The sequence below is a fragment of the Nonomuraea sp. NPDC050786 genome (genome assembly GCF_040654115.1).
Lineage (GTDB): Bacteria > Actinomycetota > Actinomycetes > Streptosporangiales > Streptosporangiaceae > Nonomuraea.
Genome location: NZ_JBFAHJ010000017.1, coordinates 69,091 through 93,239, shown reverse-complemented (window position 1 = coordinate 93,239; position 24,149 = coordinate 69,091). Strand labels below are relative to the sequence as shown.

Sequence of the window (24,149 nt, the reverse complement as noted above, 5' to 3'; positions counted from 1 at the left end):
CCTGAGATAACTAATGAAGGAGACCTTCATAATGACGCCGGGAGAACCACTTGATCCTGCGCTTAGCCTCCCTGGTCCTGCTCCTCGCCGCCTCACTGACCGTCCCTCTTCCCGCAGCCGCCGCCACCGGCCAGGCGTTGACGGCCTCGCAACTGGCCCAGGTCCGGCCGCTGGCCTTCACCTCGACCATGCCGGAGCGGGACGCGACGGCCGCCACCCTGCCGGTGACCAAGGTGCGAATGGACGCCGTCCTGGCCGGCGGGTACGCCACCCGCGCGATCTGCCACCCCACCGACCTCCATGTCTCGGTCCAGGTCAGCGGATTCTGCTGGAACAGTACGGACGACACGACCGCGAACTGGTTCCCGCAAGGCATCACGGGCAGCGGCGACGGCATGAACGGCTCGGCGCTCTACCCGCCCTGCGACGGCTGCGCGGGCCGGAAAGTCGTGGCGGTGAGCTGGCGCAGCGGCGCCTCCCACGAGTACGGGGCCAACCGCCTGGCCAGGGTCACCTTCGTCGACGTCACCGACGGAACGGCGGGGGCGCCGTACCGGCATGTCGTGCTGGTCGAGCCCGACGGCGGTGCCGAGGGCTTCCACGAGATCGCCACCCACGCCGACGGCATCTCGTGGTACGGCAACAAGCTCTTCGTCGTCACCGGCGGCGACCCGGACGTGTCCGGCGGCGACCGGCTGATACGGGTCTTCGACCTCACCCATTTCTGGAGGATGAACTCCACCACGTCGGGGAACGTCGGCTGCGTCGGCGGCGTCTGCTCGGCGGCGTACTCGGGCTTCGCCCTGCCGCAGATCGGCTACTACCGGCTCGACCCGCCGTCGGTGTGCGTCAGCCTCGACCTGGCGAGGCCCTGCTTCAACGGCGTCTCGCTCGACCGGAGCGGCGCCGACCACCTCACCACCGTCGAGTACAAGAGGGGCGCCTCCGGCGGGAAGATCCTTCGCTGGCCCCTGGACTCGCTCACCGCTCTGCTCAAGACCGGCTCCGACGGGCTCGTGCACCCCACCGAGGGCTGGACCAGCCCGGTCTGGGAACTCCAGGGCGGCGTGTTCACCGGCGCCAACGGCATCCTCGTGGGACTGTGCCCCGACGGCGCGCCCGCGGTGAGCTACATGCCGGGCGGGACGGCGAACATCTCGGGCGACTACCGCAAGTCCTGCCTGCACCGCGTCACGATCTCCGCCGACCGCCGCACCCTCGACGTCCACTACATGACGACCGTTCCCGCCAACGCCCAGAACGTCTCGTACTGGCCGGCGAGCGGCGAGGTGTGGCTGGTCAACGAGTTCCGCGGGGACTATGCCGGCGCGTACGGGAGCGACCGCCTGGTGCTGGCGCTGAGCTGCCCGAATCTGAGCTGCTGATCGCTTCGTAGATCCTGTGTTCCTTTTGTTACCTAAGTGCGATCTGAAGCGTTTGTGCCGGGTTCACTCTTTGATCAGCCCTGTCCCCATGCACCCCCGAGGTGATCATTGAAGAGGCGTCTGCTGCTCGCAGTCCTCGCGTCCACGGGCATTGCGCTTCCGCTGACCGTGATGCCGTCAACGGCGAACGCCGAACCCGCCCGTCCTGACCGCTTCCAGCATCTGGACGGCGCGTTCGGCTACGCCGGTTTCAAGCCGGCCGCGCTCGACCAGGCCCGTCAGGTCAAGGTCCTCATCCAGGTCGACGGCACGCCGGTCGGCGACGCCGCCGCCGACGCCGCCGAGGCCGGCAAGACGGTCGACCGGCCGACCTTACGTGCCGCGCTCCACGACAAACAGCAGAGCGTCGAGGAGAAGGTGAAGGCCGAGGGCGGAAAGGTCCTCACCACCTATACCGACACCTTCAACGGCATCGCCGCCTCGATCCCGCGCCGCAGCCTGCCGGCGATCCAGGAGGCCCCCGGAGTGCTCTCCGTGCACCCGGTGCGTACGTTCAGGCCGGACAACACCGCGGCCATTCCCTACATCGGGGCCCCGCAGACCTGGCAGGAGCTGGGGAAGACCGGCGCCGGCGTGAAGGTGGCGGTCATCGACACCGGGATCGACTACACGCACGCCAACTTCGGCGGCTCCGGCGACCCGGCCGACTTCAAGAGCAACAACGGCGCCGTGATCGAGCCGGGCACGTTCCCGACCGCCAAGGTGATCGGCGGTTACGACTTCGTGGGCGACGACTACGACGCCAACGACCCCGCCTCGACGCCCAAGCCCGACCCCGACCCGCTTGACTGCAACGGCCACGGCTCCCACGTGGCGGGCAGCTCGGCCGGCCTCGGGGTGACCGCGGACGGCAAGACCTACACCGGCCCGTACGACAGCACCACGCACACCAGGGCCTTCAAGGTCGGACCGGGTGTGGCGCCGGCCGCCTCGCTGCTGGCCTACCGCGTCTTCGGCTGTGAGGGCTCGGCCAGCGAGGACGTCATCGTCTCGGCCATGGAACGGGCACTGAAGGACGGCGCCGACGTCGTCAACATGTCGCTCGGCTCGCCCTACGGCCGCATCGAGGAGCCCTCGGCGCAGGCCGTCCGGACGCTGACCCGCGCGGGCGTGACCGTGGTCACCTCCGCCGGCAACTCGGGGCAGAACGCGTACCTGGTCGGGGCGCCCGCCGTCGCCCCCACGGCCATCGCCGTCGCCGCCCTCGACGCGGCACGCGCGCAGCTGCCCGCGGCGAAGATCTCGGCGAACGGCACCGAGATCATCGCGCAGAACTCCAACGAGGCGGCCCTGCCCTCGGCCGCCCTGCCGATCGCGGTGCTCCGCACGAGTTACCCGTCCGGGGCACTCTCGCTGGGCTGCGACCCCGCCGACTACGCGGCCTATCCGGGCGGCGTGACCGGCAAGCTCGTGATCACCCTGCGCGGTTCCTGCGCGCGGGTGAAGCGGGCCATCCTGGGCCAGCAGGCCGGTGCCGCCGCGGTCGCGATGATCAACACCGATGCCGCGTTCCCGCCCCTGGAAGGACCGATCACGTCCGACCCGGACACCGGTGCGCCGTACACGGTGACCATCCCGTTCCTCGGGATCAAGAGCACCGACGGCGCCGCGGCCGCGGCGCTGGACGGCAAGACCACCACGCTGGCGGCGCTGACCGTGCCCAACCCCAGCTACGCCGCGCTCGCCTCGTTCTCCTCCGGCGGCCCGGCGAACGTCAGCAGCTTCCTGAAGCCGGACGTCACCGCGCCCGGCGTCGCCGTCGTCTCGACCGGGGTGGGCACCGGCTCCGGCCCCGCGACGATCTCGGGCACGTCGATGGCCTCGCCGATGGTCGCCGGCGTGGCGGCGCTGGTGAAGCAGGCGCATCCGCGCTGGCGCCCCGGCCAGATCAAGGCCGCGATCGTCAGCACCGCCGACGCCACGTCCAAGATCAAGGGCTACACCGCCAGGGTCGCCGGCTCCGGCGTGGTGGCCGCGCGGCAGGCGGTCGGCGCCTCGGTGATCAGCGAGGCGAAGGACGGCTCGCCCAACCTGTCGTTCGGCCTGAAGGCGCTGAACGGCCCCTACCGGCAGAGCGAGAGCCTCACCCTCCACAACAAGGGCAAGACCCCGGTCACCTACGACCTGGCCGCCGCCTTCACCGGTCAGTCCTACGGCGCGAAGGTCACGGTCTCGCCCGCGACCGTGACCGTGGGCCGGGAGAGCAGCCGTACCGTCCAGGTCACGCTGTCGCTCAGCGCCCAGGCCGTGGCCGCGCTGCCCGCCGCCGAGACGTCCAACTTCGGCACGGTCGTGCACATCCAGGGCGCGGTGACCGCCACGCCGCGGAAGGCCGCCGAGGGCGTCTACCCGCTGCGCTCCGCGTTCCTGCTCGTGCCCGACGCCGAGTCCCGGGTGCGCCCGTCCAGGACGGGTACGTACACGCCCGGCGACGGCGGGCTCGTGACCTCCGTCGACGTCCGCAACGACGGCGCGCACCCCGGCGCCGCGGACGTCTACGCCTGGGGCATCACGGACGCCGACGACGTCAAGGGCGCCGAGGACTCGATGGACATCCGCACGGTCGGGGTGCAGACGCTCCCGGGCTCGGCGCTCGGCGGCGCCGACACCGACCGGGCGCTGGTCTTCGCGGTCAACACCTCCGGCCGGTGGTCCAACGCCGCGGCCAACGAGTTCGACGTGTCGATCGACACCACCAACGACGGAACGCCCGACTACTTCCTGGTCGGCGCGGACTACGGTCTGGTCACCACGGGCGACCTCGACGGGCGGTTCGCCACGTTCGTCTTCAAGGCCGACGGGTCCCTGGTGGACGCGTGGGTCGCCACGGCTCCCATGAACGGCGGCACGCTGCTGATGCCGGTGCTCGCCTCTGAGGTGGGGCTGGCCGAGGGCGCGTCGCGCTTCACGTACTCGGCGACCGGTTTCTCGAAGGTGCCCGACGGGCTCGTGGACGAGACCGAGGCGGCGGCGTTCGACGCCTTCGCCCCGGCGATCTCCACGGGGGCGTACGCCCAGCTCGAGCCGGGCGCGTCCGCCACCGTCCGGCTCACCGTCGACCGGGCGAGGCTGGCCACCACGCCGGCGAAGGGCTGGCTGGTCGTCACCCTGGACGACCGCAGCGGCGCCCAGGAGGCCGACCAGGTCGGCTTCGGGAAGCTACCCGCCGTACAGCCGTAACCGGCAAGGGGCGCCCGTCCCCGGACGGGCGCCCCTTCATCGCCGCACGGGACAGTCGCCCGGCTGCCGGAGCGGCACCACGGGCGGCAGCGGAGTGGCCGCTTCGGGAGAGAGCGCGTCGAGGACGAACGTGAGGTAGCGCCGCCAGCCGTCGCTGCTGGGGTCCATGGTCCACAGCACGCCCACGAGCATGACCATGATCCTGGGCATGTCGTCGGGGACGAGGTCGGCGCGGATGAGTCCGGCCTCCTGCGCCCGGCGGGCGAGCAGGGTCAGCGAGTCGAAGAACGGGGTGCCGGCCTGCGCGGTCATGGCGCCGGAGTTGCGGGCGGCGGCCAGGGTGTTGTGTTCGCGGGCCGCCATGGACAGGGCCGCCTCCAGCACGGTGACCAGGCCACGTCGCGGGTCGTCGTCGTCCAGCGCCTGATCGATGGCGGGAGCGATGTCCTCGGAGATGCTCTGGTCGAGGGCGGCGCGTACCAGCTCCGCCTTGTCCGGGAAGCGGCGGTAGAGCGTGGCGATGCCCACGCCGGCGCGGCGGGCGATCTCTTCGAGGTGCGCGTCGGGGCCGTGCTCGGCCCAGACCTGCCGGGCGGCGCGCAGGATCCTTTCGGAGTTGCGGGCCGCGTCGGCGCGCAGCCCCCGGGTACTGCCGATGGTCACGGGCAAAGCGTAGCAATCGGTAGTCGGCCACCGACTATGTGCCGCTAGGGCAGCGACACACCCTGTACGGCCTGGATGTCCAGCTGCACCTTGAGCGTCGCGCCGATCAGATTGACCCCGGCCCGCACGACCTGGTTGTACGTCATCGCGAAGTCCTCGCGACGCAGCTCCGTCTCGGCCCGGAACGCCGCCCGCAGGCCGCCCCACGGGTCCGGCCCGGTCCCCAGGTACGCCAGGTCGAGATCGACCGGCCGCGCCACCCCGGCGAGCGTCAGCGTCCCGTGCACGATCCACCGGTCGGTGCCCGCGGGGGTGAGCCCGGTGCTGCGGTAGGAGATCATCCGGTACGCGGCGGCGTTCAGGAAGTCGGGCGAGCGCAGGTGGTCGTCCCGCATGCCGTTCCCCGTGTCGATGGACGCGGCCACGATGTCGGCGGCCACCGCGGAGGTCTCCGGGCTCGGGCCGATCTCGATCCGCCCGCCGAACTCGGTGAAGCGCCCACGGACCGTGCTGAGCCCCAGGTGCTGGGCGGTCGCCGCGATCGTGCAGTGGGCGGGGTCGAGCGTCCAGACGCCGGGAGGGGGGAGGTCGGTGCCGCCCTGCCGGGCCAGCACCACCGTGCCCAGCTCGGCGGCGCCGCTTGCGGTGGCGATGGCCGTCATGGCGGCGGGGGCGTACCCGGCCGCGGTGACCACGACCGTGTACGTGCCGGGCGCCAGCGGGCCGGTCGACCCGACGCCGTCGGCGTCCGCCTCGGCCCGTACGACCTGCTGCCCGGTCAGGTCGGTCACCGTGACGACGGCCTGGCGCACGGGCCATCCGTCCTTCGTCCGGATCAGGGCGCGCAGCCCCCGGCGACCGGCCGGGCCGCCCGGCTCGGCCGGCCGGCTGGTGTGGGCGGCCTCGTGGCTGGTGTACATGGTGCTCCTGCTCTGCTCGTCGCTTCCTCGCGGTGGTGCCGCGGCGTCACTCGGTGTGGGCCAGCCACAGGTCCCGGTCGTCCTCGTCCCGGCCGTTGACGGTTACGGTGTCGGCCACGGGCGGGTATCCGGTGGCGATGAGGGTGTACTGGCCGCCGGTCAGGTCGGCGAAGGCGTACGCGCCGTCCTCGCCGGTGGTCGTCGTGCCGACCACGTTCCCGGCCGCGTCCAGCAGCGTCACCCGCGCGTCGGTCAGCGGGCCGCCGTGGCGCACCCGTACGGTGCCCCGTAGCCGGGCGCCGGGCCGCAGCTCGACGTCCTGCCTGGTCTGGCCGGTGCCGACGACCTCGGCGGGAACGGCGGCCGGGCGGTAGGAGTCCGCGCTGACCGCGAGCGTGTAGCCGCCGGGGAGCACCCCGGAGAAGGCGTAGGAGCCCTCCGCGTCGGTCGTGCCCGTGGTGACGACCTCGCCGCGGACGTCGGTCAGCACGGCCACCGCCCCGGGGACCGGCTTGCCCTCGAGGTCGCGTACGACACCGGTCAGCTTGCTGGAGCCGGTGAGCACCAGGTTGTAGTCGACCGGCTGGTCCCCCACCACGAGAGTGGCCACCTGGGGGTCGCGGTCGGCGGCCGACGCGATCAGGACATAGGTCCCCATGCCGGGCGTCCAGATGCGGTAGCCGCCGTCGGCCCCGGCCACGGAGCGGCCGAGCTGGTGACCACGCACGTCGACCAGCGTCAGCGTGGCGTGACCGACCGCGTGGCCGTCATCGCCCCGGACGAGGCCGCGGATCTCGACGCCGTCGTTCAGCCCGTCCGTCCGCACGCCGCCCGCCGGCGCGTACGCGGACTCGGCCTCGAAGCTGGTGGCGGCGGTCGCCGCGGCGGGAAAGGCGGCGTGCGGGCTCGCGGCGGCGTTCGCACCGGCCGCGGCGTAGTGGGGACCGGCCGCGGCGCCGTGCGGGCTCGCTGTTGCGGCGGCGCTTCGGCGCGGGAGGAAGGAGGCGAGCACGAAGGCGAGCAGGGCCGCGCCCGCGCCGATGCCCATGACGACGCGGAACCCGTCCTGGGAGGGCAGGTCGACGGGGCCGAACCGGAAGGTCAGCTGGGCCAGGACGACACCCGCCACGGCGCTGGAGACCGAGGTGCCGACGGCGCGCATGAGGGTGTTGAGGCTGTTGGCGGCGGCCGTCTCGGTCACCGGCACGGCCCCCATGACGAGCGCGGGCATGGAGGCGTACGCGAATCCGATGCCGGCCCCGATGACGCAGGAGACGAGGACGAGATGCCAGATCTCGGACATCAGCCCGACGTTGAGGCCGTAACCGGTGGCGACGATCACGGCGCCGATCATCAAGGTCACCTTGGGCCCCATGGTCGCGGAGACCCGTGCGGACAGGGGCGCCATGACCATCATCACCAGGCCGGACGGTGCCATCACCAGGCCCGCGGCCAGCATCGACTGTCCCAGCCCGTAACCGGTGGCCGCGGGCAGCTGCAGCACCTGCGGCAGCACCAGGGACATCGCGAACATCGAGAAGCCCATCATGGTGGAGGCGAGGTTGGTGAACAGCACCTGACGCCGCGCGGTGGTACGCAGGTCCACCATCGGCTCCTGGGTGCTCAGCTCCCACCAGCCCCACAGCAGCAGCACCACGACCGCCGCGACGAACAGGCCGATCGTGAGAGGGTCGCCCCAGCCCCAGTCGGCGCCCTTGGAGATGGCCAGCAGCAGGCACACCAGCGCGGCCGACAGCCCGGCGGCTCCGACCACGTCGAACCGCCCGCCGCTGCGGACCGGCGATTCGGGCACGAGCGTGATCACGAAGATGAGGGCCACCGCGCCGAGACCGGCCGCCGTCCAGAACAGCACGTGCCAGTCGGCGTTCTCGGCGATGAGGGCGGCGGCCGGCAGGCCCAGGGCGCCGCCCACGCCGAGCGAGGCGCTCATGAGCGCGGTGGCGGAGCCGAGCCGCTCGGCGGGCAGTTCGTCGCGCATGATGCTGATGCCGAGCGGGATGACGCCGGACGCCAGGCCCTGCAGGCCCCGCCCGACGATCAGGGGCGTCAGGGTGTCGCTGAAGGCGCACACGGCCGATCCGATGACCAGCAGGACCAGGTTGACCAGGAGCATGCGCCGTTTGCCGTACATGTCCCCCAGCCGTCCCCACACCGGCGTGGCGACCGCGCTCGCGAGCAGCGTCGCGGTGACCGCCCAGGTGGCGTCGGACGCCGAGGCCCGCAGAAGCTTGGGAAGTTCGGGGATCAGCGGGATCACCAGGGTCTGCATCAACGACACCACGATGCCGGCGAAGGCGAGCACCACCACGAAGGTGCTCGATCGCGGAGGCCCGGCCGCGTGTGCGGCGCGGGCGGAGCTGTTGGCCATGCGGGGACTCCGTTACGGGGGCTGGGGAGGCGAGTGATGAAGTATACGGTAAATCAGTCGCTTGACTTAAGCCTAACAGCACGGATTCAGCGGTCAGATCCGAAGGAGGGGGTTCCTCGTGAACCAGGATCGCCGGAGGACGCGGCAGATTCCGGTACGGTGGTGACGATGACAGGCAAGACCGAGCGGGCCGATCGGGTCAGCGTGACCCGCGAGCGGATCCTGACGGCGGCGGAGCGGCTGTTCGCCGAGCACGGCGTGTTCGCCGTGTCCAACCGTCAGGTCAGCGAGGCCGCCGGGCAGGGCAACAACGCCGCGGTCGGCTACCACTTCGGGACGAAGACCCACCTGGTACGTGCGATCATCCGCAAACACGCCGAGCCGGTCGAGGCGATACGCGAGCGGATGCTGGCCGACATGGGCGACTCCGCGGACGTGCGCGGCTGGGCCGCCTGCCTCGTCCGCCCGGTCACCGAGCATCTGGCCGCCCTGGACTCCCCCACCTGGCACGCCCGCTTCATCGCGCAGGTGGTCACCGACCCCTCGCTACGCGCGGTCGTCGCCGAGGAGACCCGCTCCTCCCCCTCGCTGCGGCGCACTCTCGAGGGGTTTCACCGGTGCCTGCCCGAGCTGCCCGCCGAAGTGCGTGCCGAGCGCGGCGACATGGCCCGCCAGCTGATCACGCACATGTGCGCCGAACGCGAACGCGCTCTCGCCGAAGGCACCCCCACGCCGCGGGCCAGCTGGCACGACGCGGCAACCGGCCTGATCGACGCGCTGGTGGGGCTGTGGCTGGCGCCCGTGACCCGCGACTCATGACGGCGCGCAGCCCGGTCAGGGCGGCGACTGGGTGTCACGGTGTCGCGATGGTTCCGATGACGTGGCCGTGCGGTTGGGACGGCCATGAGATGTGGCGCGTCCCAACGGCCCTGAAGAGGCGCCACGCGATCAGGACGGCCACTGGACCTCGCGCGGCGCAATGGCCCTGATGGCCCTGATGGCCCTGGCCAGATCGTCGGCGACCTTGGGGACGGTCGCCAGCTCGGCCGGACCGAGCTCCTGAAGCAATGCGGCGGTCGCGGCGCGCACCCACGGCGGCCGCGGCCACCTATCGCTGCTGAGCGGCGAGCCACTCGTCGAACGTGGTCGGCGTGATGCGGGCGCCCTCGCCGGGCAGCAGCACGTTCCCGGCCATCGACGGGCCGAACAACCCCGACCACGTCGGCACGAGCTTCACCTCACGGCCGAGCGCCTGGTTGGTGCGCCGCGCCATGTCGACCAGGTCCTGCGGCTCGGGCCCGGCCACGTCGGCGTAGCGCCCCTTCGGGTCGCCTGCGGCGACCTCGGCGAGGACGTCGGCCACGTCCGCGGGCGCGATCGGCTGCACGAGCAGCGGCGCGATCGTGGCCACGCCGTCCTGCTCGGTCCAGCTCGCGACCATCGCGGCGAAGTCGTGGAACTGGGTGGCCGGGACGATCGTCCACGGCACCGGACCGGCGGCCACCAGGCGCTCCTGCTCCCGCTTGCCGGCGTAGTGCGCGTTGCCCTCGACCCGATCGATCCCGACGATCGACAGCAGCACGTGGTGACGGACCCCGGCCCGCTCCTCGGCGGCGAGCAGGTTCCGCGTGGCCGCGCCGAAGTACGCCACCACCTCCGCCGGATCGGTGGCCGGCCCGTTGGTGACGTCGATGACCGCCTCGACGCCGGTGAGGGCGCTGTCGAGCCCGTCACCGGTCACCAGGTCCACGCCAAGCGAACGGCTGACGCGCACGACGTCGTGCCCGCCCCGTTCGAGCGCGGCGACAGTGAGAGCCCCGATGTTCCCGGTGGCGCCGGCGACTGCGATCCGCATGATGATCTCCCCATTCTCGTTGGCGCCGTCTCGGTGACGGACGGACGCATCAAGGACTATATAGGTCCACAATATCTGCGATAAGCTCGGGTTCGTGAAGCTGCCTGTGAGCACCGAATGGGTGTTGCACTGCGCCACGACGCTGGCGCAGCTCGAGCCGGGAGCCACCGCGTCGACGGCACAGCTCGCGCAGTACTACGACCTTCCGGCGCCCTACCTCGCCAAGCAGTTGCAGGCGCTGGTCAAGGCCGGCGCGCTGGCCGCGACGACCGGCCCGCGAGGCGGGTTCCGGCTCGCGCGGCCCGCCTCCGAGATCACGCTCCTGCAGATCGTCGAGGCCGTCGACGGCACGTCGTCACCGTACGAGTGCCGCGAGATCCGCCGGCGGGGACGCGGCGCCCTGCCACCCGAGGACTGCCGGAACACCTGCGTCCTCGCCGAGAAGATGGCCGAGGCGCACGACGCGTGGCGGAGCAGCCTGGCGGGCGTCTCGCTCGCCGACATCCTCGACTCCCTGCCGCCGTCGACCCCCGCCCGCACCCGATCACGCCTCGCGGGCACGCCCGGACACCAGCCACCGTCCTGACCTCGGCTCCCGTCTGACCCCCTCCACCCGAACACCTCCCATAGGGCCATATGTCGCGACCTATCCGGCATCGCGACCTTCTACGCCACCCACAGCACCTTCTCGGCGCTGCGGACCCACTGCGGATAGCGGGAACCGCGTTGTCACAGGCTCCCTTCAACCGCCCCCGTGAAATAACCCTCCGCGAGCTCCGGTGAAGGTTTCACGCCCGACGACCTGCGCGGTGGCAGATCCGCTGCACACCTCCCAAGCACGACAGGCGTCCCCTCGCGTCAACGCCCGTCTCGAGGAGCGACCGCTTCGGCGCGAGACAGAACCTGCTCCAGTTGTGCCGGATCGGCCGCGCCGCCCGCCGACAGGACGGTGCCGGCGCGGTCGGCCACCACCACGTACGGCGGCCACGGGATGTCGTTGCGGTCGAAGACATCCGGGTCCACGACCACGGGCAGCCCGGCACCACCGTATCCCTCGACCGCGCTGACCAGCAGGACATCCAGACGGTCAGCTGTCGCGACGAACTCCGGCAGCATCGCCTTGCACAGTCCGCACGCCGGCGAGACCAACGCGTACATCGTCCGGTCGCCGGCCGGCTCCGGCTTGCCGTTGAGAGCGAAGCGCGTGCCGGGACGCGGTCCGTACGAGGCTCTCTCCGCGCGTAGCAGCCGCGCGGGCAGGTAGGCCAGCCCGAACAGGACCGCCGCCACCGGAAGCTGGACGGGCGCGAACGCGACAGGCCCGGTCAGAGCCGCCGTTACCGCGAGGACCAGCAGCAGGCCGGTACGCAGCAGCGTGCCGGTCCCGACGAGGTCGCTGCCGCCGAAGCACCCGCAGTCCACGGCCATCCGGCGCCACATCACAGAGGCCATGGCCGCCAGGAACGCGGCGAACAGGACCGCCGCCACCACGGCGCCCCACCGCCGGCCGCCCGTAGCGAGCAGCAGCCCGCCGGCGGCCAGCTCGGCCACGAGCACGCCCACCGCGGCCGGCCTGACCAGGGTGCCCGGCAGCACCTGATAGCCCGCCACCGACCGGGCGAAGCCGGACACGTCCCGCAGCTTGCCCAGCGCCGCGACCAGCAGCGCCGCGGTCACGGCGAGGTACGCCGACTCCGCGACGATCATGGCACCGTCTGGTGGTAGGCCGAGGCCTGCAGCTCGTACAGGCCGGCGTACAGGCCGCCACGTTCCATCAGTTCTGCGTGCGTGCCCTGTTCAGCGATCGCGCCGCCGTCCAGCACGTAGATGCGGTCGGCGTAGCGGACGCTGGCCAGCCGGTGGGTGATGAGCACGATGGTGCGGCCGGGGGCGTGGCCGCGGATCCGCTCGAACAGCACGTGCTCGGCACGGGCGTCCAGGGCCGAAGTCGGCTCGTCGAAGATGACCAGCGCGGCATCGTCGCGGTAGAAACCGCGTGCCGCGGCGATGCGCTGCCACTGGCCGCCCGACAGGTCGTGGCCGCCTCGGAAGCGGCGGTCGAGCAGCGCGTCGTAGCCGTCGGGCAGCCGCGCCACCACCTCGTCGGCGCCCGCCGCGGCGGAGGCGGCGGCAAGCCGGTCCTCCTCCAGGGGGCGCCCCATGACGATGTTCTCGCGGACGGTGAGCGGCCAGCGCGTGTGATCCTGAGCGATCACGGAGATCCGCTGCCGCAACGCGTCACCGTCGAACGCGTCGAGGTCCACGCCGTCCCAGCGGATCGTGCCCTCCTGCGGTTGGTACAGTCCGGCCAGCAGCTTGGCCAGAGTCGTCTTGCCCGAGCCGTTCTCGCCGACCAGGGCGATGACCTCGCCCTGGCCGACCGTCACGCTGACGCCCGACAGTGCGGGCCGGTCGGCGCCGGGGTAGGTGAACGTGACGTTCTCGGCCGTCAGCAGGCGGAACGGCGCCGACTCGGCAGGGGTTGCCGGCGGCGGGGGGACGCGCTCCCGGGCGGACTCGCAGAAGGCCAGGTAGTCGCCGAAGTAGAGGCCTGCCTCATAGAGCCGGTTCATGGTCTGGATCAGGGCGGTGAGCGAGACCTGTCCGGTCCTGATCGCCAGCACGGCCGCGCCGGCCACTGACAGGGGGATGACGCCGACGGCCAGCAGCACGCCGAGCACCACGTACACGCCCGCCGTGGCCACGCCGGTCAGCAGGTCGCCGCCCGCCTTGGTCGCGGCCCGGCGCCGTGCCACGTCGAGCTGAACGTCCTGCTCGAGGTCGGCCACCTTGGCGTACTGGCCAAGCAGGAAGTCCCGGAGCGTGAACGTCCGCACTTCGGCGGCGGGCTGCCGCTCGGCCATCAGGTCCGAGAGCATGAACTTGCGCCGCCGCGCGGCGGACAGCCGGTAGAACGCCTGATAGCCCAGCCGCGCCATGCGTACTGCGGCCCATCCCGCCGGCACGGCGGCGACCAGCAGCAACGGCATGAGGATCGGGTGCATCAGGCCGAGCGCCACGGCCGAGGCCAGCACGCCCACCGCGCCGGTGACCACGGCGATCGTCGTCTCCACCACGGTGGCGGTGTCGGGGACGCCGCTGTCGCGGGCCCGCCGCATCGCGTTGTGGAAGTCGTGGTCGTCGAACGCGGCCAGCTCCACCCGGGTGGTCAGCTCGAACAGGCGGGTCTCAGCCAGCCGTTCGACCAGCGGCTTGAGCCGGGCCTGCGCCCATCCGGCACCGGCCAGCAGCGCTCCGCGCAACCCGGTGGCACCGGCCACGAGCAGCAGCGAGGGCAGCGCGGTCCATACCCGATCGAGTGTGGGACCGGCGGCCAGAAGCGAGGCCAGCACGTCGGAGGTGGCCACCAAGCCGAAGACCGTGAAGACGCCGGCCGCGAGGTTGCCCACCAGGGCCACGGCCGTGTCGCGAGGACTGGCCTGCCACGCCATCCGCAGCGCGGCGGCCACCAAGGACGGCAGTCTGCGGGCGATCGTAGCGAGGGTGGCGGTCAGCAGGTGTTCGTCGTGGCTCTCCCAGTACTGGGCCACGAGCCCCGACCGATCGTCCGGGACGCTCGTCCTGCGTCCGCGCCGCCAGAGCCTCACGCGAGGGCGCTGTTCCGAGACCGGCACGCCGAAGATCCCCCCATCACGCACGTCAATCTAGAAGATCGAACTCCCGGTGTAAAGGTGCATGTAAATACATTTTCGGCCGTTACGGCTACCTCTAGACAGGCTTCCGGATATATGCACATAATGCCTCCGTTTGCTCGCGTCGGGGGACATCTAGCGGGTTCCTCGTCACGGGCAGGGCACGGGAAAGGCGTCTACCGGCGCCATCCCGACGCTCGGATCCCAACGTCGGCCGCCCAAAGGCGGCCAAGGAAGGAGCCCTTATGTCGGTCCTCGCACTGGAGCCCCGCGACGCCGGAGTCCTGGAGTACGAAGACCTCGCCGTCGACTTCGAAGGCGAGCTGGACAAGCTGCTCCACGGCCCTCAGGCCTGTGTCAACACCTGCAAGCGTACGGTCTGCAGCAGCTTCCCCTGCTGCCCGTCCATTGTGTGAAGCGCCTGATCCCACGCGGTGACGCGTGGTGACGAGATGTGCTTGGGAAAGGCCGTCGACGATGCTCTGATGGCCTTTTCCTCATATTAGGCAAATGCGCTCCGTTACGAGGGATGACCGTGGACTTCAATGTGCTCGACCGCCTTACCCAATTTGCAGATTCGAATGGTAGGGAAATATACGAGGACGACACCTGGATCAGTGTTCACGATCCTCGCCACGACATTCCGTTGCAGGGTTGGAAAATTCATATTTCCGCACGTCCCGGCACCCTCAACGACACCCTCGACCGCGCGTTGCCGATCTTGGCCGGCACCGGCTGCGCCTTCAAGGTCGCCCGCTCCACCCACAGGCTCATGGAGCTCAACTCCGGCGACGTGGACCCGGGAGCCGTGGGCAAGGCCATGACGATCTATCCAGAGCAGGACGCGGTGGTAGAGCTGGGCCACGCCCTCGCCGACGCCCTGTCCGGGCTGTCGGCCCCGCGCATAGTCAGCGATCGGCGGGTCCGCCCCGATGCTCCGGTGTACTACAGGTATGCCCCGTTCGCCCCGCAGTACCGCGTGGACGAGAACGGCGACTTCGAGCTGATCGTGATCGGGCCGGATGGCGAGCAACTGCCGGGCGCGGCCGGTCCCGAGTTCACCTGTCCGCCCTGGGCCACCGACCCGTTCCGCCCCACGGAGCCTGCCGGGGCCGGCCCGTCGGAGCCGGAAGAACGGCCGTCGCTGGGAACACTGCCGCCCGCGCAGACCACCGCGCAGACCACCGGGCAGACCACCGCGCAGACCACCGGGCAGACCACCGGGCAGACCACCGGGCAGTCCGCCGACGGCGGCAGCGGGCGGCTCATCGGCGGCCGGTACCGCGTGACGTCCGGCGTCGTGCGTGGCCCGCGCGGAAACGTCTACCGCGCCACCGACGCCGCCGGAAGGCGGGTCGTGGTCAAGGAGGCCCGCGCGTACGTCGGGGAGAACATCGAGGGCTGGGACCTGCGGATGTACCTCCGCAACGAGCTGCGCGTCCTGCAGGCGCTCAGGGGCGTGGCAGGCGTACCGCAGCCGATCGACCACTTCCGCCACGGCGAGGACGAGTTCCTCGTCATGACCGACGCGGGCAGCCGCGACCTCAACCGATTCGTCGCGGAGAACGGCCTGTTCACCAGGGAGTCCGCCACCGGCGAGCGCGACCTCGGCACACTCGCCGTCCGACTGCTGGAGGTGATCGACGCGGTGCACGCGCACGGCGTCGTCATTCGCGACCTGTCGCCCAAGAACGTCGTGCTCGGCGAGGACGGCCGCTGCACCCTGATCGACTTCGGCAACAGCAGGTACGACGGGCTGCAGCTGCCCGGCTGGAGCCGCGGCTACAGCGTTCCCGACCAGCACACCGACCGTGAATCCGTGCCCGCCGACGACTACTTCTCGCTGGGCGCCACCCTGTTCTTCGCGGCCACCGGGATGAACCCGATCATGATCGGCCCGGACCCGGTCCGCAACGTCGAGCGCACGCTCATGTGCCTGGCGGGGATGTTCCCGGACGTCACGACGGGCGTCCTCGGTCTGCTGCCCGGCCTGCTGAGCCTCGACCCCACCGACCGCACTGCCGCCGCCGCCGAGCTCAGATCCGCGCACGGACCGGTTCCTGCCGACCCGCCGCGCCCCCTGCCCGCCGTGACCGGCCTCGGCGACGGGCGGCCCGCCACCGAACATCGGCAGGCGAGACGGTGGAAGCTGCCCTCCCCGCCCAGCCTCACCGGCGAACTGCTGTCCAAGGCGCTCGACCACACCGTGCGCGAGTGCGCGGCCTTCGCCGAGCAGTTGATGACCGCGCCCGAGGACGCCCGTAGGGAGAGCCCGCCTGTGACCAACGTCTACGGCGGCAGTGCCGGAGTCGGCATGGAACTGCTGCACCACCCGGAGACCAAGGCCGTGGCCGCCGACCTGGCCCGGTGGACGGCCCGCGTGATGCCGCCCGCCAAGCTCCCGCCCTCGCTGTACTTCGGCCGTACCGGCACCGCGCTGTTCCTGACCGCGGCCCGTCTGAGCGCCGCACCGGAACTGGCGGCGCCGGCACCAGTCACCCTCGACGGTCCGCAGCGGGCCGACCAGGCACACGGCGTGGCAGGCATCGGCTCGGGCCATTTGGCCCTGGCCGCCCTCGACCCCAGCGATGCCCGGCATCTACGGATCGCCGCCGAGTGCGCCCGGCTGCTGATCGCTGGTGAGGTCACGCGGTCGCAGGACGCCGTGGCACCCGCCCAGCCCGGCTCCGGCGTGTCGGTCGATACGGCGTACGCCCACGGCGACGCGGGCTGCGCGGACTTCCTGCTCTCCTACCACCAGGCAACCGGCAACCGAGCGGCCGGCGAGGCGGCTCAGGAGCGGCTGGCGGCGCTGGCCGACCAGGCCGAGGCACTGATCGGCGAGTTGCACGGCCCTGATGCCCGGGCCATGGGGGCCTCCTGGTGCCAGGGCATGTCGGGCATCACCGGCACGCTGGCCCGGGCGGCCCGCGCGTTCGGCGTTGACCGCTACCTGGAGCTGGCCGAGCGGGGCGCGCGGGCATGCCTGGTCGTCGCCCCGCAGGCCTGGGTGGTCTCTCAGTGCTGCGGCCTGGCGGGCATCGGCGAAGCTCTGATCGATCTGGCGATGGTCACAGGCGATGACGGCTACTGGCGCCACGCCGAGGACATCGCCGAGCGGATGCTGGTACGGGCCGGCGGCGAGCCGGCGCAGCCGGTCTTCCCCGGTAACGACCTCGACAAGGCGGCCTACACCTGGAGCACCGGCACCGCGGGCGTCCTGTCGTTCCTGCGCCGCCTCGACCGCCGCTCGGGCACACGGCTGTGGACGGCCGACTGGCAGTTGCCCGCAGCGGACCGGGCAGCGCACGCGGCGGTGGGATAAGCGGCGGGCGGGAGATGGAACGGGAGGACCGCGCCATACCCGCCGGCGGCTTCCAGCTCCGCACCGCAGTCCCTGCCGTAGCGGGCCGTCCGCCGCGGTCGCCGACACCACGCTGCCGAGGGGTCGGGGCTGCACCATCGTCGTCTGCAGCCTGCCGGCGGCCGACCGGGACGAGGACGCGTTCGAGAAGCCGCCGAGATGGACCTGACCCGCTCCTCCAACCCGCACCTGATCTTCGGGGCCGCATGCCTGCCTCGGCCGGTCGCCGGCCCGCACCGAGCTGCGGACCGTGCACAAGGGCCGACGTCTGCCCGGCCGCCGCGATCGCCATGGAGGGCTGACCTCCGACCGACGTTCTGATCGCGGACGGCCTGGCCGTCGCGGGGGCACTACGCCGCACGAGGCTACATCTGCTCGTCGAAGGCCCCCGCGTCGAGACGTATGAAGGTGGCGTTCCCCATGGCCGCGCGGGCGCCGAGGACGTGCCCGTCGCACATCCTCGTCTCCGTCCCGGCCGGGTCGGTCACCTTCCACGTCACCGGCTCGCGGCACGGCTGGCCGAGCCGGTCGTAGTTCCACGTACGGCGGCACACCCGGCACGTGGCGACGCCGGCGCGGGAGGAGAGGGTGTTGCCGTGCTCCGGGCAGACGCCCCATCCGAAGCCGCACAACGGCTGGGACCTGAGCCTGGCCAGGTCCTCGGCCGCGTGCTGCAGGTCCTCGGCGCCTCTGGCCAGCCAGTCCGCCGCGTGCAGGGCGGTCCGGAGGTGTTCGCGCTCGGCCGGTTCGGCCGGGGCGCTGCCGCAGAGTTCCCTGATCTCGGCGGTGAGCGCCTCGGCGCGGCTCGCGAAGGCACGCAATTGCGCGGGAGTGACGGTCATGCGGGCTTCCATCTCGGGAGGGGACTGATGGTCATGGCTCAGGCCACGCGGAAGGTGTAGTAGCTGACCGACCGGCCGTCCTTGGTCAGCTCCTGCCGAGCGACGATCTCCACGTCGAAGCCCTGCTCGTCCATCAGATGCCTGAGGTACGGAAGGTCTCCGGAGCTGCCGAAGGAGATCAGCATTCGGCCTGTCGGGGTGAGATGGTCTCTGGCCTGACGGAAGAAGGTGGTCATGGCCCGGTAGTTCTCGTCGGTCGTGGCGGCCTCGAGCAGGTCGCGCGGGGCGAACCAGCGGAACGGCGGATCGAAGACGATCAGATCGAACCGCCCGTCGACGTCGGAGAACACGTCGCTGAGCCGGACCTCGACCCGGTCGGCGACGCCGTTGCGCTCGGCGTTGGCACGTGCGGCCTCGACGGCCACGGGGTTGATGTCGACCGCCAGCACCTGTTCGGCGGTCGAGGCGGCCAGTACGGCGTTGACGCCGCTGCCGGTGCCCATGTCCAGGACGCGGTCCCCCGCCCGTACCTCGGCCAGGACAGCCTCGCCCAGCAGGTGCGACATCCCCGTGATCGGCTGCACCTGCGGCGGGACGACCACGGTCCTGCCGAGATAGGCGAACGTCTGGTCGCCGGCGGCCTCGGCCCTGGCGGCCTCGTAGGCCCGCTCGTGCCAGCGGCGGATGAGCTCGGCCTGCTCCGGAGCGACCATGGGGGTGTAGCCGGCGGGGTGCGGATCTTCCTCGTGCTGGCTCATGACCAAAACCTAGACGATCGCCGCCCCGGCGGAGCTCACCGCAGCAGAATGACCGCCTCGACGAGGCTTTCCGGCAGGCCCATCAGACGCAGCGCGTCCGGGGTGGCGGCTCCGATCATGGCCGCCGACTCGGCGATCTCCTGGTATCGCGACCGGGCCGCCGCGCGGTCGCCACGCGCCTCGGCGACGCGACCGAGCCCGGCGAGCGCGCGCACCCGGTTGCCGAGGCTTCTGATCCAGTACGGGTCCATCCGTTCGAGGGCCTCCGCGTACAGCCGCTCCGCCTGGGCCAGGTCCTGCTCCAGCAGGGCGATGTCGCCGAGCCCGCGGAGCGCGGCCGCCAGGCCGGCGGCGCTGCCGGCGCGGCGGGCGAGCTCGGCGGCCTTCGCATAGTCGGCGCGGGCCGCCGCCGCGTCGTCGCCGGCGCGGTGATCGCCCCGGTTGACCAGCAGGTCGGCGCTGTCCTCGAGGGCGCCGAGCTGGTCGGTGAGAGTGAGCGCCTCGTCGGTGAGCCCGATGGCCGTCGCGCGATCACCACGCGCGCCCGCCAGACTCGCCAGCGTGTCCAGCGCGAGCGCGGTGCCCCACCGGTCTCCGAGCGAGCGGAAACCCTCGGCGGCCGCGCCGAAGCCGCGCTCCGCCGCCACGACGTCGCCCTCACCGAGAAGCCCGTATCCCCGTACGTACTCGGCGACCGCACGTACCCACGGCTCTGGGCGGTCGCGCTGCGACGAGACGAGCGCGAACGCGCCGTGCCGGTCGGCCTCGCTCGCGTCCCGCATCATCCACGACAGCAGGACGGCCGGATAGCGGCCCGGCCCGGCACCCGACCACGCGGCGGCCAGCGCCTTCTCGGCCTGCGCGTGGTGCCGCCGCCACACCGGCCGCCCGGCCTCGCCGGACGCCGCGAGCAGGACGCACGCCACGTACTCCTCGCCGAGCCCGTCCGGGAGCGCGGCGCTTGCGGAATCCGCAGTGCCCACGGAACCCGCAGTGCCCAAGGAACCCGCAGTGCCCACGGAATCCGCGGCGCCCAGGTGGTCCAGCAGCGCGATCGCCTGTGGCGCCACCGAGGCGGCCGCGCCGCGGATCCACAGGTACGTCGAGGCCGACGCGAGCAGCCGCAGGGCCGTCTCCACCTCCCGTGCCTCGACCGCCCAACGCACGGCCGCCAGCAGGTCGGCGTGCTCGGCCGCCAGGACCGCCAGCCACTCCAGCTGTCCGGCCTGCCGCAGCTGCGGGTCCGCGCTCCGCACCAGCTCCAGGACGTACCGGGCGTGGGCACGGCGGGCCGGCTCGCGCTCGCCGGCCGCGTCGAGCCGTTCGGCGCCGTACGCGCGGATCGTCTCCAGCATGCGGTAGCGGCCGCCCGAGACCTCCAGCAGCGACTTGTCGGCCAGCGACTCCAGCGTCTCGCCGTCGGTGCCGCACACCCGCCGCGCGGACTCGGCCGTCGCTCCCCCGGCGAAGACCGTGAACCACCGCGCGGCCCGCTGCTCGGGCTCGGACAGCAGCTCCCAGCTCCAGGCGACCACCGAGCGCAGCGTCCGATGCCGCTCGTCGGCCGTGCGGCTGCCGCGGGCCGCGACGGCGAGCCGGTCGTCGAGCCGTCCCGCGAGGTCGTCGATGTGCAGCGAACGCAGGCGCGCCGCCGCCAGCTCGATGGCCAGCGGCAGGTTGTCGAGGGCGGCGCAGATCCGCCGTACCGTCCGGGGGTCGCCCGCGAAGCCGCGCCGCACGGCTTGGGCCCGATCGGTGAACAGCCGCGCGGCCGCCTCGTCGTCGAGCGGCCGCACCTGCCAGAGGTGCTCGCCGATGATGCCGAGCGGCTCCCTGCTCGTCGCCAGGACCCGCAGCCGGGGGCAGGCCGCCAGCAGCCGCGCCACCAGCGTGGCGGCCTCTTCGACCAGGTGCTCGCAGTTGTCCAGGACGAGCAGGAGCAGCCGGTCCGACAGCGCCCCGATCAGGCGGTCGACCGGGTGCTGCCCGCCGTCGCCCAGGTGGAGCCCGTTCTCACGCAGGCCCAGCGCGCCCAGCAGCACCTGCGCCAGCGCGCCGCCGTCACGGAGCGGCGCCAGCTCCACGAAGCACACGTCGTCCGCCGCGGCGGCGGCCACCTCGACCGACAGCCGGGTCTTGCCGACCCCGCCGGGACCGGCCAGCGTGACCAGCCGGGCCACGCGCAGCAGCCCGGCGACCTCGGCCACCTCCCCGGCGCGGCCGACGAAGGACGTCAGCTGGGCGGGCGGCGCTGCGGGCGACGGGGAGGGGCCGGCGCTCAGCAGCTCCCGGTGGAGCGCGACCAGCTCGGCCGAAGGGTCGGCGCCCAGCTCGTCGGCCAGGTGCCGCCTGGTCTCCTCGAACACCACCAGCGCCGCGGCCTGCCCGCCCTCGGCGAACAGCGCCCGCATCAGCAGCCCCGCCAGCCGTTCCCTGAGCGGATGCCGGCCGACCAGCTCGCGGAGCTCCGCCACGGCCGCGCGGTGCTCGCCGAGCCGCAGCTCGCCCTCGATCCGGTCCTCGAGCGCTCCGAGCCGGCGCTCCTCCAGCCGTACGGCGGCGGCCTGGGCGGTACGGCTCTCGGCCAGGCCGGCCAGCGCCGGCCCCTGCCACAGCTCCAGCGCCTCGCGCAGCAGCGTGACCGCCCGTGCGGCGTCGCCGTCGCCCAGCGCGGCCCGGCCCTCCTGCGCCAGCCGCTCGAACCGGCAGGCGTCCACGTCATCGTCGTCGACCGCGATCCGGTAGCCCGCCCCGGCCCGCTCGATCAGGGGCGCCGAGCCCAGCGCCGTCCGCAGCCGGGACACCTGGGACTGCAGCGCGTGCGCCGACAGCGCGCCGTTCGGGTCGATCTCGTCGGCCAGCCGGTCGGCCGACACGACCTCGCGGGGCCGAAGCAGCAGCAGGGCCAGCAGCGCGCGGCGGGCCGGGCCGCCCAGCGGCACTTCCGTCCCGTCGTCGCGCCACGCCCGAGTCTCGCCCAGGATTGCGAACCGCATGCCGGTGATTATCCACCGGCCAGGATCATGCCCTCGCGATCGGGCCCAGGTAGGTCCCGCCGGACACGTCGACGGTCTGGCCGGTCACCCACCGGCCCTGCGGGCCGGCCAGGAAGCCGACGACGTCGGCCACGTCCTCCGGCTCGCCGAGCCGGCCGAGCGCGGTGATCGCCTCCAGTTCGGCCACCACCTCGGGGATGGAGTTGTAGCCGGCGGTCATGTCGGTCCGCACCGCGCCGGGCGCGACGGTGTTCACCGTGATGCCGCGCCCGCCGAGCTCGTTGGCCAGCGTCGGGGCCATCGACTCCAGGGCCGCCTTGGTGATGGTGTAGCCGATCTGCATGGTGACGGCGAACCTGCTGGCCGTCGAGCCCATGTTGATGATGCGGCCGCCGTCGTTCAGCAGCGACAGGGCCCGCTGGATGACGAAGAACGGCGTGGTGACGTTGACCGCCAGGAGGCGGTCCAGCTCCTCGGGGGTGACCTGCGAGATCGGGTTGACCGAGGCGATGCCCGCGTTGTTGACCAGGATGTCCAGCCCGCGTCCCGCCAGCCCGGCGGTCAGGCCCTCGAACAGCTCGTCCATCGCACCGACCTCGCCGAACCGCGCCCGTACGGCGAACGCCCGGCCGCCCGCCTCCTCGATCCGCGCCACGGTCTCCTTGGCGGCCTCCTCGTTGCCGCCGTAGTGGACCGCGACCTCGGCGCCGTCGGCGGCCAGCCGCAGCGCGACCGCCCGGCCGATGCCCCGGGAACCACCCGTCACCAGCGCGGTCTTGCCGGTCAGAACGTTCATTGCCACTCCTCGTTCGACGGCCGGGTCCTCGGCGGATCCGGCGATGGGATGACGATGGCGTCACCCGCTCACCGCCCGCTCACCGCCGGCTCACCGCCCCGCCCCGGGCCGTCAGAGTGGCAGCGGGATGCGGTCGAAGAACCAGTACAGGCTGACCGCCACGATGGGGAGCGACAGCGCGGCCACCGCCCACCGGGCCGCGGAGGTGCGGCGGAGCAGCACCAGTAGGGGGAAGAGCAGCGCGATGATGGCGAGCTGGGTCACCTCGATGCCGACGTTGAAGCTCAGGAGCGACAGGAGCAGCTGCCACGACCCGCTCTCCTTGATGTCCAGCGCGCCCGCGAAGCCCAGCCCGTGGATCAGGCCGAAGGCGAACACGATCGGCAGCCGCCATCTGCCCAGTTTGTCCTCCTGGCGGCCCAGGAGGTTGGCGACCGCGACGACGATGATCGACGCCGCGATGACCGGCTCGACGATCGCTCCCGGTACGTCCACGACGCCCATCGCCGCCAGCAGGAACGTGATGCTGTGGGCGACCGTGAAGGCGGAGGCCGTGACGACGACGTCGCGCAGGCGCCGCGCGCCGATGAGCAGGGCGACCAGGAAGAGGATGTGGTCGAGGCCGGACAGCAGGTGCTCGGCGCCGAGCAGGAAGAACTCCCCGGCCTGGTGCGACGCCGGGCGCTCGCCGACGCGCACGGTCGGGTTCCCGGCGTCGAGGACCGCGGAGCTCGTCTCGCCGTCGAGGTCGTACCGGACCATGGTCTTGGTGCTGTGGACGAAGCTCTCGTTGTCGGGGAAGAGCGCGCTCGAGATCGCGTGCACTCCCCCCGCCTCGCCCTGGCAGGCGTAGGCGAGGGTCAGCACCGCGAAGGTGGTCCTGCCGCGCGGGCGCACGTCCGCGTCGCCCACCGTCGTGGGGGCGCACGACTTGTCGTCGTACGCCACGTCGAAGCGGCGCGTCACATAGTCGATGACGGCGTCCCGGTTGAGCTTGAGCTGGCGGAGCTGCTCGGCCCGCTCCTTCGCCTCATAGGCCTCCGCGTAGAGCCAGGCCGACTTCATGAGCAGGTCGTACTCGAGGTCGAGCACGACCCTGACGTTCGCGCCCGAGCCGGTCACCTCGGCGTGCGCGGTCGTGGTCGCGTCGTGCGCCGCCGCCGGGGCGGGGTGGACGAGGTCGGCCAGCACGCCGCCCACGACGATGGCGAGGACGACGGCGAACAGCCACTGCCTGCGAGGCATGTCTGTTTCTCCAGATCAGAGGGGGGAACGCCGCCCCGGACCC

Annotated in this window: 18 protein-coding genes and 1 pseudogene; 6 read left to right on the top strand and 13 right to left on the bottom strand. The window is 72.2% G+C overall.

Annotated features, from left to right (window positions below; translation table 11 throughout):
* The first annotated feature begins 50 nt into the window (after positions 1-50).
* On the top strand, positions 51-1,385 hold the full coding sequence (locus tag AB0H84_RS28275) for a hypothetical protein (protein WP_357610367.1): 1,335 nt from the start codon (positions 51-53) through the stop codon (positions 1,383-1,385).
* 108 nt (positions 1,386-1,493) lie between these two features.
* On the top strand, positions 1,494-4,625 hold the full coding sequence (locus AB0H84_RS28270) for a S8 family serine peptidase (RefSeq protein WP_357610364.1): 3,132 nt from the start codon (positions 1,494-1,496) through the stop codon (positions 4,623-4,625).
* Between the two features lie 36 nt (positions 4,626-4,661).
* On the opposite strand, the gene AB0H84_RS28265 is transcribed toward AB0H84_RS28270, so the two are convergent.
* The 4 genes and pseudogenes from AB0H84_RS28265 to AB0H84_RS28250 form a co-directional block, all read right to left on the bottom strand.
* Positions 4,662-5,288 carry a helix-turn-helix domain-containing protein gene (locus AB0H84_RS28265; RefSeq protein WP_357610361.1) on the bottom strand — a complete coding sequence of 209 codons (627 nt, stop codon included), beginning with the start codon at positions 5,286-5,288 and terminating at the stop codon, positions 4,662-4,664.
* Between the two features lie 44 nt (positions 5,289-5,332).
* Entirely contained in the window at positions 5,333-6,208 is an 876-nt protein-coding gene (locus AB0H84_RS28260) for a YceI family protein (protein ID WP_357610358.1), read from the bottom strand.
* Positions 6,209-6,254: 46 nt separating this feature from the next.
* A complete protein-coding gene (locus AB0H84_RS28255; protein ID WP_357610678.1) occupies positions 6,255-6,866 on the bottom strand; it encodes a carboxypeptidase regulatory-like domain-containing protein in 612 nt (203 codons plus the stop codon).
* 216 nt (positions 6,867-7,082) lie between these two features.
* Positions 7,083-8,597, bottom strand: a pseudogene (locus tag AB0H84_RS28250) (MFS transporter); the annotation flags it as partial.
* 168 nt (positions 8,598-8,765) lie between these two features.
* Between AB0H84_RS28250 and AB0H84_RS28245 the strand changes: the two are divergent.
* Complete coding sequence (locus AB0H84_RS28245; protein WP_357610355.1) at positions 8,766-9,416, top strand: TetR family transcriptional regulator; 651 nt, start codon at positions 8,766-8,768, stop codon at positions 9,414-9,416.
* Between the two features lie 129 nt (positions 9,417-9,545).
* Here the strand turns inward: AB0H84_RS28245 and AB0H84_RS28240 are convergent, their stop codons facing one another.
* Positions 9,546-9,686, bottom strand: coding sequence for a hypothetical protein (locus AB0H84_RS28240; RefSeq protein WP_357610352.1), 141 nt, complete (start codon positions 9,684-9,686; stop codon positions 9,546-9,548).
* 19 nt (positions 9,687-9,705) lie between these two features.
* Entirely contained in the window at positions 9,706-10,452 is a 747-nt protein-coding gene (locus AB0H84_RS28235; RefSeq protein WP_357610350.1) for an NAD(P)H-binding protein, read from the bottom strand.
* Positions 10,453-10,546: 94 nt separating this feature from the next.
* Between AB0H84_RS28235 and AB0H84_RS28230 the strand changes: the two genes are divergently transcribed.
* Entirely contained in the window at positions 10,547-11,038 is a 492-nt protein-coding gene (locus AB0H84_RS28230) for an Rrf2 family transcriptional regulator (protein WP_357610348.1), read from the top strand.
* A gap of 272 nt (positions 11,039-11,310) precedes the next feature.
* Here the strand turns inward: AB0H84_RS28230 and AB0H84_RS28225 are convergent, their stop codons facing one another.
* Together AB0H84_RS28225 and AB0H84_RS28220 are read right to left on the bottom strand one after the other, a co-directional pair.
* Positions 11,311-12,159, bottom strand: a complete 849-nt coding sequence (locus AB0H84_RS28225; RefSeq protein ID WP_357610345.1) for a MauE/DoxX family redox-associated membrane protein — start codon at positions 12,157-12,159, stop codon at positions 11,311-11,313.
* On the bottom strand, positions 12,156-14,060 hold the full coding sequence (locus AB0H84_RS28220; protein ID WP_357610342.1) for an ABC transporter ATP-binding protein: 1,905 nt from the start codon (positions 14,058-14,060) through the stop codon (positions 12,156-12,158). The genes AB0H84_RS28225 and AB0H84_RS28220 overlap by 4 nt, the downstream gene beginning before the upstream one ends.
* 290 nt (positions 14,061-14,350) lie before the next feature.
* Between AB0H84_RS28220 and AB0H84_RS28215 the strand changes: the two genes are divergently transcribed.
* Together AB0H84_RS28215 and lanL are read left to right on the top strand one after the other, a co-directional pair.
* Positions 14,351-14,521 (top strand): SflA family class IV lanthipeptide, encoded by a 171-nt coding sequence (locus AB0H84_RS28215; RefSeq protein WP_357610339.1) that lies wholly within the window; start codon positions 14,351-14,353, stop codon positions 14,519-14,521.
* 113 nt (positions 14,522-14,634) lie between these two features.
* Entirely contained in the window at positions 14,635-17,430 is a 2,796-nt protein-coding gene (gene lanL, locus AB0H84_RS28210; protein ID WP_357610336.1) for a class IV lanthionine synthetase LanL, read from the top strand.
* Positions 17,431-17,834: 404 nt separating this feature from the next.
* Here the strand turns inward: lanL and AB0H84_RS28205 are convergent, their stop codons facing one another.
* From AB0H84_RS28205 to AB0H84_RS28185, 5 genes are all read right to left on the bottom strand, one after another.
* The gene (locus AB0H84_RS28205; protein WP_357610333.1) at positions 17,835-18,311 is read right to left on the bottom strand and encodes a hypothetical protein; all 477 of its coding nucleotides are present in this window, start codon (positions 18,309-18,311) and stop codon (positions 17,835-17,837) included.
* A gap of 38 nt (positions 18,312-18,349) precedes the next feature.
* A complete protein-coding gene (locus tag AB0H84_RS28200; protein WP_357610330.1) occupies positions 18,350-19,069 on the bottom strand; it encodes a methyltransferase in 720 nt (239 codons plus the stop codon).
* 35 nt (positions 19,070-19,104) lie between these two features.
* Positions 19,105-22,065, bottom strand: coding sequence for a BTAD domain-containing putative transcriptional regulator (locus AB0H84_RS28195; protein WP_357610327.1), 2,961 nt, complete (start codon positions 22,063-22,065; stop codon positions 19,105-19,107).
* A 25-nt stretch (positions 22,066-22,090) separates the two neighbouring features.
* Entirely contained in the window at positions 22,091-22,861 is a 771-nt protein-coding gene (locus tag AB0H84_RS28190; protein WP_357610324.1) for an SDR family oxidoreductase, read from the bottom strand.
* 111 nt (positions 22,862-22,972) lie between these two features.
* Positions 22,973-24,106, bottom strand: a complete 1,134-nt coding sequence (locus tag AB0H84_RS28185) for a HupE/UreJ family protein (RefSeq protein WP_357610323.1) — start codon at positions 24,104-24,106, stop codon at positions 22,973-22,975.
* Positions 24,107-24,149: the final 43 nt, after the last annotated feature.

Excerpts from the sequence above, each read along its gene's own strand:
- AB0H84_RS28260 (WP_357610358.1), bottom strand. The coding sequence starts at position 6,208 with ATGTACACCAGCCACGAGGCCGCCCACACCAGCCGGCCGGCCGAGCCG.
- AB0H84_RS28255 (WP_357610678.1), bottom strand. The coding sequence starts at position 6,866 with ATGGGGACCTATGTCCTGATCGCGTCGGCCGCCGACCGCGACCCCCAG.
- AB0H84_RS28245 (WP_357610355.1), top strand. The coding sequence starts at position 8,766 with ATGACAGGCAAGACCGAGCGGGCCGATCGGGTCAGCGTGACCCGCGAG.
- AB0H84_RS28235 (WP_357610350.1), bottom strand. The coding sequence starts at position 10,452 with ATGCGGATCGCAGTCGCCGGCGCCACCGGGAACATCGGGGCTCTCACT.
- AB0H84_RS28225 (WP_357610345.1), bottom strand. The coding sequence starts at position 12,159 with ATGATCGTCGCGGAGTCGGCGTACCTCGCCGTGACCGCGGCGCTGCTG.
- AB0H84_RS28215 (WP_357610339.1), top strand. The coding sequence starts at position 14,351 with ATGTCGGTCCTCGCACTGGAGCCCCGCGACGCCGGAGTCCTGGAGTAC.
- lanL (WP_357610336.1), top strand. The coding sequence starts at position 14,635 with ATGACCGTGGACTTCAATGTGCTCGACCGCCTTACCCAATTTGCAGAT.
- AB0H84_RS28205 (WP_357610333.1), bottom strand. The coding sequence starts at position 18,311 with ATGACCGTCACTCCCGCGCAATTGCGTGCCTTCGCGAGCCGCGCCGAG.
- AB0H84_RS28200 (WP_357610330.1), bottom strand. The coding sequence starts at position 19,069 with ATGAGCCAGCACGAGGAAGATCCGCACCCCGCCGGCTACACCCCCATG.
- AB0H84_RS28195 (WP_357610327.1), bottom strand. The coding sequence starts at position 22,065 with ATGCGGTTCGCAATCCTGGGCGAGACTCGGGCGTGGCGCGACGACGGG.
- AB0H84_RS28190 (WP_357610324.1), bottom strand. The coding sequence starts at position 22,861 with ATGAACGTTCTGACCGGCAAGACCGCGCTGGTGACGGGTGGTTCCCGG.
- AB0H84_RS28185 (WP_357610323.1), bottom strand. The coding sequence starts at position 24,106 with ATGCCTCGCAGGCAGTGGCTGTTCGCCGTCGTCCTCGCCATCGTCGTG.